The sequence below is a fragment of the Klebsiella sp. K5-45 genome, from assembly GCF_030128605.1.
In the GTDB taxonomy this organism is placed as follows: Bacteria; Pseudomonadota; Gammaproteobacteria; order Enterobacterales; family Enterobacteriaceae; genus Klebsiella; species Klebsiella quasipneumoniae.
Map to the genome: position 1 here is coordinate 169,152 of NZ_JAKUZW010000002.1, position 15,073 is coordinate 184,224.

General features: G+C 50.0%; 16 protein-coding genes. 12 read left to right on the forward strand and 4 right to left on the reverse strand.

Annotated features, from left to right (window positions below):
- The 11 genes from MKS11_RS04790 (at position 1) to MKS11_RS04840 (ending at position 7,668) form a co-directional block, all read left to right on the forward strand.
- Positions 1 to 423 (forward strand): phage protein, encoded by a 423-nt coding sequence (locus MKS11_RS04790; RefSeq protein WP_016808972.1) that lies wholly within the window; start codon positions 1 to 3, stop codon positions 421 to 423.
- Positions 423 to 908, forward strand: coding sequence for a phage tail assembly chaperone (locus MKS11_RS04795; protein ID WP_117111834.1), 486 nt, complete (start codon positions 423 to 425; stop codon positions 906 to 908). The genes MKS11_RS04790 and MKS11_RS04795 overlap by 1 nt, the downstream gene beginning before the upstream one ends.
- A gap of 127 nt (positions 909 to 1,035) precedes the next feature.
- Positions 1,036 to 2,922, forward strand: a complete 1,887-nt coding sequence (locus MKS11_RS04800; RefSeq protein ID WP_284109420.1) for a tape measure protein — start codon at positions 1,036 to 1,038, stop codon at positions 2,920 to 2,922.
- Positions 2,923 to 2,932: 10 nt separating this feature from the next.
- Complete coding sequence (locus MKS11_RS04805; protein ID WP_016808969.1) at positions 2,933 to 3,199, forward strand: DUF4282 domain-containing protein; 267 nt, start codon at positions 2,933 to 2,935, stop codon at positions 3,197 to 3,199.
- Between the two features lie 81 nt (positions 3,200 to 3,280).
- Complete coding sequence (locus MKS11_RS04810) at positions 3,281 to 3,871, forward strand: phage baseplate protein (RefSeq protein WP_284109421.1); 591 nt, start codon at positions 3,281 to 3,283, stop codon at positions 3,869 to 3,871.
- Positions 3,872 to 4,210 carry a phage baseplate plug protein gene (locus tag MKS11_RS04815; RefSeq protein WP_094963540.1) on the forward strand — a complete coding sequence of 113 codons (339 nt, stop codon included), beginning with the start codon at positions 3,872 to 3,874 and terminating at the stop codon, positions 4,208 to 4,210.
- Positions 4,211 to 4,489 carry an HP1 family phage holin gene (locus MKS11_RS04820; RefSeq protein WP_409254978.1) on the forward strand — a complete coding sequence of 93 codons (279 nt, stop codon included), beginning with the start codon at positions 4,211 to 4,213 and terminating at the stop codon, positions 4,487 to 4,489.
- 19 nt (positions 4,490 to 4,508) lie between these two features.
- Positions 4,509 to 5,009 carry a lysozyme gene (locus MKS11_RS04825; protein WP_284109452.1) on the forward strand — a complete coding sequence of 167 codons (501 nt, stop codon included), beginning with the start codon at positions 4,509 to 4,511 and terminating at the stop codon, positions 5,007 to 5,009.
- Positions 5,006 to 5,539 carry a DUF2514 family protein gene (locus MKS11_RS04830; RefSeq protein WP_284109422.1) on the forward strand — a complete coding sequence of 178 codons (534 nt, stop codon included), beginning with the start codon at positions 5,006 to 5,008 and terminating at the stop codon, positions 5,537 to 5,539. Before MKS11_RS04825 ends, MKS11_RS04830 begins: the two co-directional genes overlap by 4 nt.
- 329 nt (positions 5,540 to 5,868) lie before the next feature.
- Positions 5,869 to 7,215 (forward strand): ISNCY family transposase, encoded by a 1,347-nt coding sequence (locus MKS11_RS04835; protein WP_077249638.1) that lies wholly within the window; start codon positions 5,869 to 5,871, stop codon positions 7,213 to 7,215.
- A gap of 48 nt (positions 7,216 to 7,263) precedes the next feature.
- On the forward strand, positions 7,264 to 7,668 hold the full coding sequence (locus tag MKS11_RS04840) for a helix-turn-helix domain-containing protein (protein ID WP_009484309.1): 405 nt from the start codon (positions 7,264 to 7,266) through the stop codon (positions 7,666 to 7,668).
- A gap of 393 nt (positions 7,669 to 8,061) precedes the next feature.
- Here the strand turns inward: MKS11_RS04840 and MKS11_RS04845 are convergent, their stop codons facing one another.
- The 3 genes from MKS11_RS04845 to MKS11_RS04855 form a co-directional block, all read right to left on the reverse strand.
- Complete coding sequence (locus MKS11_RS04845; RefSeq protein ID WP_284109423.1) at positions 8,062 to 11,190, reverse strand: hypothetical protein; 3,129 nt, start codon at positions 11,188 to 11,190, stop codon at positions 8,062 to 8,064.
- A gap of 301 nt (positions 11,191 to 11,491) precedes the next feature.
- Positions 11,492 to 12,136 carry a TenA family protein gene (locus MKS11_RS04850; protein ID WP_087771740.1) on the reverse strand — a complete coding sequence of 215 codons (645 nt, stop codon included), beginning with the start codon at positions 12,134 to 12,136 and terminating at the stop codon, positions 11,492 to 11,494.
- Positions 12,136 to 12,981, reverse strand: coding sequence for a BtpA/SgcQ family protein (locus tag MKS11_RS04855; RefSeq protein ID WP_032740651.1), 846 nt, complete (start codon positions 12,979 to 12,981; stop codon positions 12,136 to 12,138). Before MKS11_RS04855 ends, MKS11_RS04850 begins: the two co-directional genes overlap by 1 nt.
- Positions 12,982 to 13,007: 26 nt before the next feature.
- On the opposite strand from MKS11_RS04855, the gene MKS11_RS04860 reads away from it, so the two are divergent.
- Complete coding sequence (locus MKS11_RS04860; protein WP_032456053.1) at positions 13,008 to 13,880, forward strand: PfkB family carbohydrate kinase; 873 nt, start codon at positions 13,008 to 13,010, stop codon at positions 13,878 to 13,880.
- Between the two features lies 1 nt (position 13,881).
- Here MKS11_RS04860 and MKS11_RS04865 read toward each other — a convergent pair whose 3' ends face one another.
- Positions 13,882 to 14,835, reverse strand: coding sequence for a substrate-binding domain-containing protein (locus tag MKS11_RS04865; protein ID WP_284109425.1), 954 nt, complete (start codon positions 14,833 to 14,835; stop codon positions 13,882 to 13,884).
- Positions 14,836 to 15,073 lie beyond the last annotated feature (238 nt).

The following is a 15,073-nucleotide window of genomic DNA, read 5'->3' on the forward strand; positions in this document are numbered from 1 at the left end:
ATGTATTTAGGCGTAATGTCCTCTAAGGACTGGCTGATTACCGTAGGCGTTGTGCCGGTAATCGGTCTGGCTAAAGACAGCAATATCACGCTGGAAATGACGGATGACCAGATTACCGTTTCTTCCGGCATCGGCGGCGACTGGTCTTTTATTGATAATCCAACGGAGGAAGGGTCTTTAACCTTCGTCACACAGCGAAATTCCCCGGTTAACACGGCTCTTTTTCTGATGCAGAAAACGAAGTCTGTAGTACCCGTCACGCTAACCAATACGCGTAATCTGTCGGTACACCGCATGGGTTACGCGATGTTTGCCCGTCAGCCTACTGATGGCGCAAATAACGGCGCTGGTGCTCAAACACTGGAATGGAAACTCGTTACTGGCGAGGTGGATTCGGTCATTAATGGAGTGAATATTACCTGATGGACGACTCAATCAAACACGTTGAAATCAACGGGCGTAAATTCTGTGTAGTCCGAATGAGCGCTTTTGATGCCATTCACTTTAATTTGCGCGTGGCGGAGATTCTCGCCAAACACGGTATCAGCCAGGTAGAAAGCATTCTTTCTATGTCGTCGAAGATTTTCGGTGTGCTTAACCGGGAAGACCACGACGAGCTGTTATTTACCTTGCTGGCAAAATCCCGCGCTCAACTGGTCGATAATGGCGAGTTTCTGGATAGCTGGGACGCAGTGAATACCAATTTCACCGCTACTAACATTGCCGATGTTTATCTGGTGGCGCTGGAGTGCCTGAAGCTCTCCATTCTTCCGGTTACAGCAGGGTTAAAAAAAAATATTGGTCTGGACACAGCGGGAACGATGCAGGGAGCCATGCGGCAACTGTTCAGCGCCTTGCTGAAAACCTTGACCGAACCGTCCGCACAGAGCTTGTCATCTGGCGAGTGATAGAAAGCGGCCTGATTAGCTTCAGCGATGTAGTGTCAGGCCGCGCCTCCTTTGATTCCATTATGAGAGCCTCCGCCGTTATCCAGTTTGATAATGCGGTTCAGCACGCGCTTAGTAAGGTGAAAAAATGACAGACCAGTCAGCCGATCTCGTAACGAAAATTGACGTTATTCCAGACCTTGACGGGCTCAACAGCTTTGATGCTGCGATTGATAAGGCTATCGCAAAGGTTAATCAGCTTGACGCTGCTATCAAGCGCGTTAACAACCTGAAGCCTGCAAGCCCATACGCGCCCAGCAGTGCATCAACAGCACCGACAGCCGCCGCTACAGCAGCAATAGCCACAGTAGCCGCTACAGGCACGAATTTGATTGCTCGTACACCTCTGGCGGAGACTGTACGACGCGAGTCTCAGAAGGTCGCACGTGCAGCCGTTCAGGGCATGGGTAACGGTATTGGCCTTCCTCTTCTGGGCGGTGGCGGTTCTGGTGGAGGAGGTCTGCTTTTACCGCCGCCGCGTGCTGGTGGTTTTAACCCGTTCGACGCGTCAAATTTTTCCGGAGAGCCGTTAAATACCAGGAAGAAACCTGTTGCTGATGCCGTACAGAGCGGGATACGTAACCCGTTTGGTGTTGATACGATGCTGGCAGGGGCCGGGCTAACTGTTGGCATTATGGCGGCGGGTAATGCGCTGGCTGACAGCCTTGATTCAATCCAGCGGCAGCAGGCGCAGATTGCGAGGTTGACGCAGACAACCGGAGACGCAAAAGAGGCTTTCTTTGCACTTAATCAGGCCGCGAGTGATGTACGAAGTGACAGCGGAGCGTTTATATCAACGTATACCAATATGGCGACCGCCACGCAGAAACTTGGAAAGTCTCAGGAGGAAACAATCCGGGCGACTCAGGGGCTGGTTGGCGCATTACAACTAGGCGGCGGCAGTGCTGAAGCGGTAAATGCAGCGCTTTACCAGATGGGCCAGGCATTTTCTTCTGACCGATTCGGCGGAGATGAGTTTAGATCTTTCATGGAGGCCATCGGTACAATGGCCCCGGAAGTGGCGAAGGCTTTCGGCACGGATGTGAAAGGGCTACGGGCAATGTCAGAAGCCGGGAAGCTGACGGCGGAAACGATGATTAAAGCCTTTGAAAAAATGGCGGCAAGTAATGCCGAACTGCTTAAAAAACAGGGCTGGACGTGGGGCCAGACAATGACAGTCATGAAAAATGACTGGCAGGCATTTTTAGCGCAGGCGACTATCGGCGGAGAGTGGAAAAAATTCACTGATTGGGCTGCTAATACTCTTATTCCTTTAGCCAGAAGCGCGGAAAAAGAGGTTGCCGCGTTCTGGTCAACGCTGGCAGATGAAAGCAAGTCAGCGATTCTTATCGGTATTCTTGGCGCTGTTGGTGCAGCATTTACCGCGTTGGCAATTCCGGTTATGGCTGCTATATGGCCTTTTCTGGCAATTGGCGCTGCTGTATGGGTTGTTTATGAAGCGTTTGTAGAATGGAAAGCATGGTTAGATGGCAAGGGAGGCACCATTTTTGATAGTGTTTTTGGCAGTTTTGACGAATTTGAACGGCGTTACCCAAATCTTATAGCAGCGCTCAGAACAATTATTGATTTGGCTGGAAAGGCTGCTTCAGGTATAGACAATGCAACTAAGCAAAATGGCAGCAACGGGATTATCTCCGATGCTATTGAAAATCCGTGGATGACGGCTTTCAAAGGGCTTTATAACCTTACGCCGCTACCGAATACATTCAGGTCATTGGGTGGGCTAAGTGACATGTTCGACCTTAATCCATTACCGGGCATAGAAAGCGCTCTTGGAATCCTCCCTTCAACGGCTACAGGTACACCAAATATTAGCAATAGTGGAAATAAAACAACCACCATTATTGTTAATAGCCCAAAAGAGGCCGCTGACACGGTAAATAATATTGATGAGCCAGGTACTCTATCTGGTGATATTGGTGGTAATATCGCGGAGTCAACAGGGGCAAGATAAGGATAAGGCAATGCCAAAGAATGAGTTTAAGGATTTCGCAACCTTCGAAACTCTCATAACACCAAAAATAATCACTGTTGTTTACTGGTTGGTTACAGTGCTTCTCATCCTCGGCAGCATTTTAAGCTGGCTGCGTCAAAGCGAAGGTATGAGTATTAGTTTTGCTGTATCTCTGGTGGCTACGAGGGTGATTTTTGAGTTAATCATGGTTTCATTCAAAAACAACGAGTATCTACGCCGAATTTGTGAAGCGGCAGAAGCTAAAAAGAGCGATTAACCGCCAGCGGTAACAGCATGTAACCCACACAGCTAAGATGTGAAAATCCCCTCTACGAAGGGGATTTTTTTTGGGGTTTTTATGGCTGAAGGTATGGACGCGGCGATTAGTGCACCACGCGATAAACGGGCTGTCATGGTGTTTGAGTCAGGGGTGACAGTGTCACTCAGGCTCAAAACGCGTGAGGAAGTATCGGCAAAAAGAACCATTACACAGGGGAAGATTGAGACGGGATATAAAATATCAGATGGTGAAGTTGACGATCCAAAGGTAGCCAGCTTTGAGGGCGTCATCACCGGCACTGATTTGCCTTTTGCGCCGCTGCATATGGTCTCCGCCATGAATCAGGCGCAGGCCATTCAGGCAGCATACGATACGAAGGAATTTGTATCGGTCTATACATCCTTCATGGCAATGCCTCAATGCCGTATCACATCGCTTTCAATCGAAGCTGTTCCGAAGAAAAACAGCTATACCGTCAAGCTAACAGCTCAGAAAGTTGAAACGATAGCGTTCCAGCGTAGCAGGACTAAATCCGCAAAAACTTCTAAGCCGGCAGGGAAGGGGAAAACCTCCGCAGGTAAAAAGAGCGCCACCGCGGTAGACGCGAACAAAGAGCCGCAAAAAGTCTACGCGCTTGAAAAGATGCGTCGTGGATTGGGAGGGGCGTAAATGGAGCCTGCCTACTACGAGATTGGCGTTATTGCATCGATCCCAGACCAGGAATTTACATCATCACTAAACGGCGTGGTTTTGAATATGCGCCTGTTCTTCGCAACAACCACAGCGCTGTGGTGGCTTGAAATATCCAACGCAGACAGGACAGTTACACTGTCACAAATTTGCTTGCGTCCGGGAGTCTGGCACGGCCTTAGCGGGAAATTGCCGGGCTATGCTGGCGCGGGAGCAATTGGCGTTGCTCGTCTTAGACCAAATGAAAAATTTGGAGACGTTAACGCTTTTGATGGAGGCTTTGGCCTTTTCTTTTATGACGAACTGGAGAGTGATTAAGTGGGGAGACTCTGGAAGCGATTTATTGAATCACTTTCGCCTAAAAAGCTGGGTGTTCTGCTGGCTTTGGTGGTGGGGTTCACGCTGGGTGCGATTAGGTTTTGGGACTGGTTTAAATACAGGGTGGGAATTATTACGGCGGCTCTTGCGGTGCTTTCTCTTAATGAATGGGCGGTAATTATCGGCATTTTATGCACTGTGGTCACATGCCTCGTTAACTGGTATTACGAGCGCAAAAAATACCTAATCGCTTTAGGTGGGGGTGTGCGTGGGGAATAAGAGCAAATTAAGTGCCGTTATGCTGGGTTTGATTGCTGCCGGGGCCAGCGCTCCGGTATTGATGGCGCAGTTTCAACACGAAAAAGAAGGAACCAGCCTGACGGCATACCAGGACAAAAGCAGGGGTGTATGGACTATTTGCGGCGGTGTGACTTACGTTGACGGAAAGCCGGTAATCAAAGGCATGAAATTAACGCGAGCACAGTGCGATCAAATAGATAAAGCTGAACAAGCTAAGGCGCTGGCATGGGTGGATAAAAATGTCCACGTGCCATTAACGGCCCCGCAAAAAGTTGGTATTGCTTCTTTTTGTCCGTGGAATATTGGCCCCGGTAAATGTTTTCCATCTGGTTTTTATCGTGACCTGAACGCGGGAAACTTTAAAGGCGCTTGTGAACAAATTCAGCGCTGGGTATGGGATGCCGGGCGCGATTGTCGCATCCGGGAGAATAATTGCTATGGTCAGGTCATTCGCAGAGACCAGGAATCAGAGTTAACTTGCTGGGGCATGGACAAATGAAAACAAAATATGCCGTGTTAATTGGCCTGATTGTAGCGTCGTCATTAGGCGGCGTTGGTTATGTCATCCATGAATCAGCTTTTGAGGCCGGGAAAAAGGATAACGATAAAGAATGGAAACTGAAGTGGTCGTCGCGCGACAAGGCCGATAAAGAAGCGCAATTGACACAGGAACAAGCGCAGCGTGAAGAAGAACTCCGGCGTAAGAAGAAAACAGAGGAAATTGTAAATGATGCAGAACGGGAAAAACAAAAGGCACTGGCTGATGCTGTTGACGCTGATAATGCTGCTGACCAGTTGCGCGGGCAACTCGCCAAAATCAGGCGTGAACTCGCAACCAGTGAAACAGGCAGGATTTCCGCAGATGCCGCCAGAAGGCAGACAGCCGCCGAGACCGCAAGTTTGCTTGCCGACCTGTACGAAGAATCAGACCGTCGCGCGGGAGAAATCGCTAAATATGCTGACGCAGCAGCCAGTGCCGGTAGCGTCTGCGAACGCACATATGACGCGGTAACGCGATCTGTTGAGTGATCGAAACGGATCAATTAATGCCCGTATGTGATTGATAATTTGGATGGTTGAATGAAAAGGGCGGGGATGTGATGTGGATTGCTTGTTTGTAGTTGATTTTTAAACTGACTACGGATACGCTTTAAGGCACGGAGAACAAGGGTTTTCTGAGATTAACGCGCATAACAAGCGGTTTACTCGTTTTGGCCTGCAATTTAACATAATATACATTATGCGTACTCATATTGTCAGCACAAAGCGTTATTGTCGTCTCAGCACAATTCACACGCGTCGTGTACGCTAAGCCTTCATTTTGCTCAGCACAGGACCGCGATCTTATGTTGGTGACTATGACAGACAAAGAACTTTACCGGCTTGGCATCATTCAGCGAGTATTTGACCGGGCTTTGCTTCAGCGCGACGCAGCAGACATACTTAAGCTCAGTGTTCGTCAGGTGCAGCGTCTTGTGCGTCTGTACCGGACAGATGGCGCAACCGCATTTGCATCTTCCCGCCGTGGACGTCCTGCAAACAACCGGATCGACGAAGAAACACGCTGTAAAGCCCTGGATTTGATCCGGTGCCACTATTCAGATTTTGGCCCAACGCTCGCAACCGAAAAACTGGCTGAACGCCATCATATATATCTCTCCGTTGAAACCATCCGTAACTGGATGACAGCCGACGGTCTCTGGCGTCCTCATTCCCGCCGGCGACCCCGGGTTTACCAGCCGCGATATCGTCGCGACTGTCTCGGCGAACTGGTTCAGATCGATGGCTCTCACCATGACTGGTTCGAAGGCAGAGCCCCAAAATGCTGTCTTCTGGTCTTCATGGATGACGCCACAGGTCGCCTGATGCACCTGCGATTCTGTGATTCAGAAAACGCCTTTGACTACATGATGGCTACCCGGCAATACATTGATAAACATGGTAAACCTGTCGCATTTTACAGCGACAAGCATGCGGTGTTCAGGGTCAGCGGACCCGAAAGCCGACGTACCGGCACAACCCAGTTCGGACGGGCTCTCCGGGAACTGGCGATCGAATTGATTTGTGCCAACAGCAGCCAGGCAAAAGGACGCGTGGAACGGGTCAATAAAACCCTGCAGGATCGCCTGATTAAAGAGATGCGACTGCAGAACATCAGCTCGGTTGCTGAAGCCAATCAGTGGATTGAACATTTCATGTCTGATTTTAACCGTCGTTTCTCCCGGCCGGCAAAATACCCTAAAGATCTGCACCGTGCGGTCACACAGAGTCCACTGGAGCTGAATGATATCTTCGCCTGGCAGGAGCTGCGGACCTTATCGAAAGCACTGACTTTTCAGTATGATAAAGTGATGTATATCATTGAACCCACCGAACAAAATACGCGCATAGCAGGTGAAAAAATTACCGTTTATGATTACCCTGACGGAAGCATTACTTTCCGGCATCAGCACCGGCCACTGGGTTATAAGATTTTCGATAAACTGACCTGCGTTGATCAGGGGGCGGTTGTTGATAACAAACGACTGGGTGCCGTTCTGAGGCTGGCACAGCAGAAACAGGAAGAGCTGGAGGCTGAAGGAAAGCGAATGCGCAGTACAAAAATGCCCCGCAGGCGCGCTCAGGAACGTGCACTGGAAGAGCTCAGGGCGATCAACCCGGTGCTGGCCAGTCCGCAGGATTTTATCCCCAGCCTGAAGCGATGAGCCCTTCCCTCACCTGCGGATCTGATATGGCCGACAGATGAGAGAAAAATGGACGACAACAAACCAGTGCTCCTGACACTTCACGAAGCGCTACGCCTGGATTTGATTGAAGCCTATATGGCGCGGGAAATTACGCTGGCAAAAGTGGCGGAATCCATGGAGCTCACCCGTCGTCAGTGCTCCCGTCTGATTAAACGCTACCGCGAGCTGGGGCCAGCCGGTCTGGTCAGCCGGCGCCGTGGAAAGCCAGGCAATCATCAGTTAAACACCACCATCAGAGATCAGGCACTGCAGCTTATTCGCTCACGCGGCCGGGGTATGAATCCGTCAGCCATCTGGCGAATTCTGACCACAGAATACGGTGTCCGGATTTCAAAAGAGACCGTGCGGAAAATGATGATTGCCGAGAAAACCTGGCACCCTCGCCCGTCCTCAAACCCTGAATCAGACTGAAGAAGGCATTGCCCGGACTCACCACAGACGTCACTTCAGCTTGGCTTTAAATACGACATTTCAACATTGGCTAGACACTATTGTGGTGGCTAAGTTGTAAGGTTTTCTCCTGGATAAGTTACTCGTAGATTCAGCATCGATAGATTCTGATGACGGCTCATGCGGCGGAGTTTTTTGCTTTGGATAAAGTTAACCGACTCAAAGTTATTAGGACGTTATCGTTCGGCGTCTGACCACGCAGATGGCTGCTCAGTGTCTGGTTGTACGCCGAAAACTCAGCAGCCACGTTATCGCCGGGCCTGCTGCAGCGAACTGTTAGATCGAAAACAGCGTCACAGACCAGCAACCAAACGTATGAATATCGGACAATTCCACTCATCACCCATTAAAAGTTTAATCTGCCACTGGTCGTGACAGTTGTATCTTACGCTTATCGGCTATGCGTTGAAGCGCGCTCTGCAACAATGCTCTCTCTTCAGGTTCGTTTTGCGCGTAGATCCATAAAGTCCGCAAATCTGTATCGCTGAGTACACCAGCCAGAAATCCCCATAGGGCCTCTTGATCATCCCTCATCAACCGAAACATTTTGCTCTCTTCGATGCGACATATGAGTATTTTCATCGTTGGAGAGTCATCAGCTAATGAACAGGCTGCGAGAAAAGCACGCATTTGGTCATGGCGGAACTCCCATTTATTATGCACCTTACGTATCACCTTTGGACTGTCTTTGGACAGAATATCTGCAACGTCATCGCCAAGTACATCTCCCTCTTCGAACGTAAACGAACGTCGTTTATCGATGACCATTTTCACCGCAAGTTGCCGGAGTGGTGACAGGTCAAGCGGTTCCCCATCACCACGTGTGGCCCTTGACAAAATGGCACAATAGAGTCCAATTCGCCCCTCTGGTATTGGTGTACCATAGGGATCGCTTTCCATAAGTTCAAACAGAAGCCGGAGGTCATAGCCTGACACGATTTCAACGTTACTCTCCGAAGCCAGACGTTTATCCAGTGCTTTACCTGTTTCGCTATTTCTGAACCATATCGTCAGCAGCTCTACACGTTGTTTGGCAATCGTTTTCGGTAAAGTCCAAGATGACCAATTCTCTGGCACTACGGACTGCGAGGTAGCAATTATTTTTACTTGAGGGAACTGCCGTTCAAACGAATTAATCGCCTCCTTGCAATCAGCTTCATTTGTACCATCGAGCCCAATAGCAATATGACCTGCACGCAGCATAGCTGTCAGTAAGCTTACATCGCCAAGCGGCAACCCAAATTGCATGAATCTCCTGCTTATGACTTCGACAACCCAGCTTTCAGGATGAGCTGAATCTGGGGGCTTAATCATTGCATAATCTCTAACTGGCACCATAACCAATAAAAAACCATACTGCCGAACTACATTTGAAAGTGTTGTATTTTCTGGGTCACAGTAGTAGGCCCTCGCCCATGCTTTAAAAATAGCTGTTTTCCCCATTCCAATGCCCCCTTGCAACCAAACACGTTTTAGGGAGTTTAATTCACCGAGCAAGGCTGAGGACGCTAACATTTCTCTCTTATTATTTTGTACAAGTGAATCAAGGAAAGGAGAAGGTTCTGCGGCTAGTAACTTTCTGCGGACGTTCTGAAACCAAGGCTCCAATACCCAACACTGTACTGCCGGCACATGTCGCAAAAGAAAAAATGGACAGGTCAATAATTTTGCGCCCCAGGCCGGATCCGAAAGCACACCAAAAACGGAGAGTGAATAATGAGATAATACTAACAAAACCAAAAATAGTATGACATATATAGCTACGGTCACGACCACTAATTGTGGCCAGATAGACATTAAATATTCTATCAGTGTTTTTCCTTTGACAGGAATCTGGATAGTATTTCCTATGGTGGTTCCAGCCTGAGATAGTTGTAACTGCCAGTTACCTTCTTCCTTAAATGTCACGATTGAAGAAACGTCAGCGAATTCAGTCGTCATCTTCGTACTTTTAACTCGATTAATCTCAACCCATTCTTTCGTATTCGGTTCAGCTTTATCGTGTAAGAGTGAGAGACGCAGTCCGAGCTCTTCAATCTGAGAAGCGCAGGGATGTAAAATACGTAGCTCAACCTCTTGGGCCATATCCTTAAGAAATGAATCCTTCTGAATAAATTGGACATCAGCTTTACTCAATGGCAAAGAAGGAATTGTATAAAGACCATTCTGGGCACCGATTAAGGCTACATCGCTTTCAGGTGCAGTATCTAACGCGAACACTGGCCCTGTCCTCGCACCTCCCGCAGGGATCACCTTCAATGACACCATATCGAGCCAAAACCACCCGTTCGCAGAGCCAATTAATAGTCCATCATTGCCGGGCAAGTCATGCATTTGGTCCACAGTACCCGTACTTACATCACCAACTGACACGATCTTTTTTGAAGCAATATCGAAACGATATAACCCATTCTTCGCACCAATGAGTATTCCATTAGCTCCGGGTAAATCGTGCATGACAAACACATGGTCAGGAATTTCCCCCTCAACCGGAACTACTTTTCCCAAAGCCTTATCAAACAAATAAAAACCTTTCTCCGCAGCGATAATGACACCTTTGCCATCCGTCAGATCCTGCGTGTCGTAGACTGATCCGGTGTTACCGTCAGCCAACTTTGTTATAGATAACTCCTTATTAAACAAATAAATGCCACTTTTCGCAGCGATGAGTATCTCGGAGCTACCAGGCAGGTCATGTATCGCATTTACTGAATTTATTATAACTCCTGGGACCACTTTCACTCGTTTTCCTTCTGAGATAAATAAGCCATTCTGAGCTCCAATGAGTACTTGGTCACTTTTTGGGAGGGCAAATGTTTCACCAGCTTTCCCCGTCTCAGTATCGCTGGCCATAACCACTTTTTTTGATTCAGGATCAAACAGGAATACTTCCCTCCAAGTACTTATTAGCACTCCATTACGTCCAGGTAAGTCATACATCCAAACTACCGCCCCCGGCTTCTCCCACTCTAGCCTTACCACTTTTTTCAATTCTATATCAAATAAAAATAGGCCATCCCAGGTGCCGATCAAAACCCCTTTACCATCAGCCAATGAGTGCATCAAGATCACGGGCTCAGTACCACCTCCGTCAACCATATTCACTTTTCGTGATGCAGCGTCATATAGAAATACACCATTAATAGCACCAATAAGTACTTCATCGATGCCAGGCAGTTTTTGTATCGCGGTAATTTCGCCAATTATTTCATGATCAACTATGGCCACTTGCTTCAGCTTATTATCCAAAAGGAACAAACCTTTCCACGCAACAATGAGTTCCTGTTTATTGTCCTGCAGTTTTACCATACTAATGACAGGACCTGTTGCGGTCTCGGTTCCAACAGGAATCAAGCACCCTCCCCAGGCTTCACTGTACCCGGAAGCCGGAACTGAAATAAAGGTCATCACAATGCCGAGCAAAGTAACGAAAAGCAGGCTAAGCTTCTGATATTGATTATGGGACTCACGCAGGTTAATCATCAGGATCCTCCCATGGTCGATTATTCAGTTGAGGTGAACTCAACATGGAAATTAAAAGCATCTACTACTAGCATAGTGAATTAATTGGCTACAGATTAATAAATCTCAAGGGTTGGTTATGGCTAAGCTAACTTACTGTTATATTTGGCTTTATGCTGTTATGGTGGTCAACGAAAGCTGACTACCACTCTAGCGTTCTTCAACTATCTTCATGGTTCCCATGTAAATGGCGATCGGTCCACTAATAAGATCAGCGTTCAGGAGACGCCGCTTGCGGCGCCTCCTGTGATTCACCTCGCGGCTACTCCTCGTATGCCGCATGATGGAAATCAATTTCCCACTGCAGCACCTCGCCGTAAAGCGCCGATAACACCTGCTTTTCGTCTTCACTCAGCGCCATGGCGCAGCGGTCGAGTTCGTTCTTTAGCCAGAGAGCCTGCTGATAAAATTCGTCCTCTGCGTGCATTTCCACCCAGCGGCGTAAATCAGCATCGCCCTGCCGATATTCGCTCGCCCGTCGGCACCAGAAATAATACATCCACTCCGCACCGAACATCAGGGTCACGATCTGCTCATAGCTACCCTCGCGGGCGGTTCGCAGCATGCCGTCGCGAAAGCGCCGCACCCCGGGTAAATCACCCGGGTACTCAGCGGGTTCGATCTGCCGCGCTGACAACACCTGCTCAAACCACGCGATCTGCGTATCTACCAGGGCATTCAGCACGCCAATCAGCCAGCGCTGCTGTTGAATACCCGGCGCTTTGCTGACCCCGAGGGCAAAAATCGCGATCGCCGTCGCGACAAAGTTGCCCTCAAACACCAGATAGCGGTTGAAGACGACTGTCGGCAGACGATCCTGTTCGATATCAGTCACAAACGGGTGCTGCTGCATCGCCTGCCACGCCGGTTGATGTTCGCGCAGCAGGCGTTCGCTAAACGCTTCCATTAAGCTTCCTCCAGCGCGGCCTGCGCGACCGACATAAAATGTTTCACCCGGGCCAGCTCAACATCGTTCCACCAGACGCCATCGACCTTCATTGTACTGGCCACAATGACCCCCTGAGTCCGCCCGAGGATCTGCATCACGTTAGCCGGTGTCACCCCGGAGCCCACCAGGAGCGGTAGTTCCGTCGCCGCGCGGATCTCGTCAATTTCCGCCATCGTGGCGCTATCGCCCGTACGCTGGCCGGTGGCGATCACCGCGTCAGCCTCGAAGAAATCGACATCGCGCGTCAGTTCCTGAATCGAACGATCGGCGACAATGGCATGGCTACCGTGCTTAACGTGGCTATCGGCAAAAACGCGAATATGTTCAGCGCGCAGCATACTGCGGTAGCGCAGCGCCTTAGCGGCCGCCCCTTCTATAAATCCTTCGTTGGCGATATAGGCGTTGGCCCACTGGTTGACGCGGACGAAATCGGCGCCTCCCGCCAGGGCGATCGCCATTGCCGGGATCGCCGCGTTAGCCAGAACGTTAATGCCCAGCGGCACAGCAAAACGTTCACGAACTTTCTCGGTAATGACCGCCATCAGCGCTGAGGTTTCATGGCCGATATCCTCAGGTTTAGAGAAAGGAATATCGCCATGGTTTTCAATAATCAGACCATGAACACCGCCTGAAATATAATTTTCAGCATCACGAAGCGCACGTTCAACAATATCCGAGACTGATTTTCCTCGATATTTTGGTGAGCCAGGAAATGGGTCACAATGAATAACACCAATAACAGCCTTGCTTCGTGAAAAAATAGCTTGTATTGCATTCGTTTTTTCTGCTGAGATAGCAACCATCTTATCCATCCTGTTAAGGGAACACTATGCGTGTTTACGTTACTGGTAATATTACCGTAGATGAAACCTGGTCCATTCCGGATATACCGAAAAAAGGAGCCTCCATTCACGGCGTTAAAGTGTCGCAGGATATCGGCGGTAAAGGCGCGAACCAGGCGATTATATTATCCCGCTGCGGAATAGAGACGCGTTTAATTGCCGCCACGGGAAATGACAGCAACGGCGCGTGGATCCGCCAGCAGATAAAAAATGAACCACTGACGCTACTACCCGACGGCCATTTCAATCAACATAGCGATACCTCGATTATTTTAAATAGCGCTGATGGCGACAACGCCATCATTACCACTACGGCGGCGGCCGATACATTCAGCCTGGATGAAATTATTCCGCATATGGCGGATGCCGTCGCTGGCGATATTCTGCTACAGCAGGGCAATTTCTCCCTCGATAAAACGCGGGCGCTGTTCCAGTACGCCAGAAGCCGCGGCATGACGACGGTATTCAACCCCTCACCTGTCAATCCTGACTTTTGCCATCTGTGGCCACTCATCGACATCGCTGTGGTCAATGAATCCGAGGCCGAGCTGCTCCAGCCATACGGGGTGAAAACCTTAGTGATTACCCAGGGTGCCGCAGGCGCCTGGCTGGTCCAGGAGGGCCAGCGTCAGTTTTGTCCCGCCGTGCCCGCCGAGGCGCTTGATACTACCGGCGCGGGCGACACGTTCCTCGCCGTCATGTTGGCTTCCGCCCTGCTGCGCGGCGTCGCGCCGGATGCGCTGGCGCTGGCGCACGCCAGTCGCGCTGCCGCCATTACCGTTAGCCGCCGGGGAACGCTCAGCGCGTTTCCCGGCAGCCATGAGCTCGCCGCCCTGTTAACCACGGGCGGCGCGCGCTGACCTACTTAAACAGTGGACGGTATGAATCGACGTTCGCTTTGGTTACCACCGTCGCCGGAACCAGAATGGTTTTCGGCACGGTTTTACCCGACGTGATGCTGTTCAGCGCATTCAGGGCTTCTGCGCCCATCTTTTCCGGGTCCTGCTGCAGTACGGCGGTGACGTAGCCGCCGTCAATACCGGAAATCGCCTTCGCCGTCAGATCCCAGCCAAAGACTTTAATATCCTTCTGCCGCCCCTGGTTTTCCACGGCGGCGATAGCGCCGAGCAGCGCGGGTTCGCCGGTGGCATAAATCGCTGTCAGATCCGGATTACCGGTGATCAGGTTTTCCGCCGCGGTCATCGCTTTATCCTGCACATTCTGCCGGTCGACCACGTTAGCGATAGTAATCTTCGGATTGCTTTTCAGCGTATCTTCGAACCCTTTCTGCCGCTGGTTCTGAATGGCCGAATTCAGCGCACCGACAATACCCAGTCGCGCCTGGCCGCCCATCTCTTTCTGCACGTAGTCTACGAAGTATTGACCAATAATTCTGCCGCCTTCAATATTATCAACGCCGACCTGAGCTGCCTGTGGCCCGGCCGGTAATACGGCATCAATCGCAATCACCGGAATGTTTGCGGCGGCGGCTTCTTTAACCGCTGGCATGATCCCGTTAACGTCGATAGCAGCAACCAGAATGCCTTTAACGCCTTGCTGAATATAGTTTTCTATCGCGTCGTTTTGCGCCACGGGATTATCGTTAGAGTTAAAAATAACTAAATCCTTGCCACTGGCTTTGGCCGCATCCTGTGCGCCTTTATTCATCAGATTAAAGAACAGCGCCTGTTGGTTGATTTGTACCAGCGCATAAGTCGGACCGGCAGCGCTGGCGGCAGAAATAAAACTCATTGATGCCAGCATGGTCGTGGCGACAGCAAGGAAACGCAGTTTTCCGGTGTGAAATAACATCATCAGTATCCTCGTCGGGAATAGTTGATAGCCAGCAGAGTTCCGCGCCGCATGCGAACGCAGAAGGATTATTTTTTTGGCGGGCAAATATCGTCTATATCGCCAGAACAATCATTGAACGTTCGGCGGATACCTGCTTAATGTCATCCCGGCAACCGGTCCGTGTCGGTGCGCGACTGGAATAACTTAAACGGGGTTGGGAATGACTTCCCGGATGATGCGGTAAACTGCCTATACAATT

Bases quoted from the DNA above. Each gene is read 5' to 3' on its own strand.
- MKS11_RS04790 (WP_016808972.1), top strand. From the start codon at position 1: ATGTATTTAGGCGTAATGTCCTCTAAGGACTGGCTGATTACCGTAGGC.
- MKS11_RS04795 (WP_117111834.1), top strand. From the start codon at position 423: ATGGACGACTCAATCAAACACGTTGAAATCAACGGGCGTAAATTCTGT.
- MKS11_RS04800 (WP_284109420.1), top strand. From the start codon at position 1,036: ATGACAGACCAGTCAGCCGATCTCGTAACGAAAATTGACGTTATTCCA.
- MKS11_RS04805 (WP_016808969.1), top strand. From the start codon at position 2,933: ATGCCAAAGAATGAGTTTAAGGATTTCGCAACCTTCGAAACTCTCATA.
- MKS11_RS04810 (WP_284109421.1), top strand. From the start codon at position 3,281: ATGGCTGAAGGTATGGACGCGGCGATTAGTGCACCACGCGATAAACGG.
- MKS11_RS04815 (WP_094963540.1), top strand. From the start codon at position 3,872: ATGGAGCCTGCCTACTACGAGATTGGCGTTATTGCATCGATCCCAGAC.
- MKS11_RS04825 (WP_284109452.1), top strand. From the start codon at position 4,509: ATGCTGGGTTTGATTGCTGCCGGGGCCAGCGCTCCGGTATTGATGGCG.
- MKS11_RS04830 (WP_284109422.1), top strand. From the start codon at position 5,006: ATGAAAACAAAATATGCCGTGTTAATTGGCCTGATTGTAGCGTCGTCA.
- MKS11_RS04835 (WP_077249638.1), top strand. From the start codon at position 5,869: ATGACAGACAAAGAACTTTACCGGCTTGGCATCATTCAGCGAGTATTT.
- MKS11_RS04840 (WP_009484309.1), top strand. From the start codon at position 7,264: ATGGACGACAACAAACCAGTGCTCCTGACACTTCACGAAGCGCTACGC.
- MKS11_RS04845 (WP_284109423.1), bottom strand. From the start codon at position 11,190: ATGATTAACCTGCGTGAGTCCCATAATCAATATCAGAAGCTTAGCCTG.
- MKS11_RS04850 (WP_087771740.1), bottom strand. From the start codon at position 12,136: ATGGAAGCGTTTAGCGAACGCCTGCTGCGCGAACATCAACCGGCGTGG.
- MKS11_RS04855 (WP_032740651.1), bottom strand. From the start codon at position 12,981: ATGGTTGCTATCTCAGCAGAAAAAACGAATGCAATACAAGCTATTTTT.
- MKS11_RS04860 (WP_032456053.1), top strand. From the start codon at position 13,008: ATGCGTGTTTACGTTACTGGTAATATTACCGTAGATGAAACCTGGTCC.
- MKS11_RS04865 (WP_284109425.1), bottom strand. From the start codon at position 14,835: ATGATGTTATTTCACACCGGAAAACTGCGTTTCCTTGCTGTCGCCACG.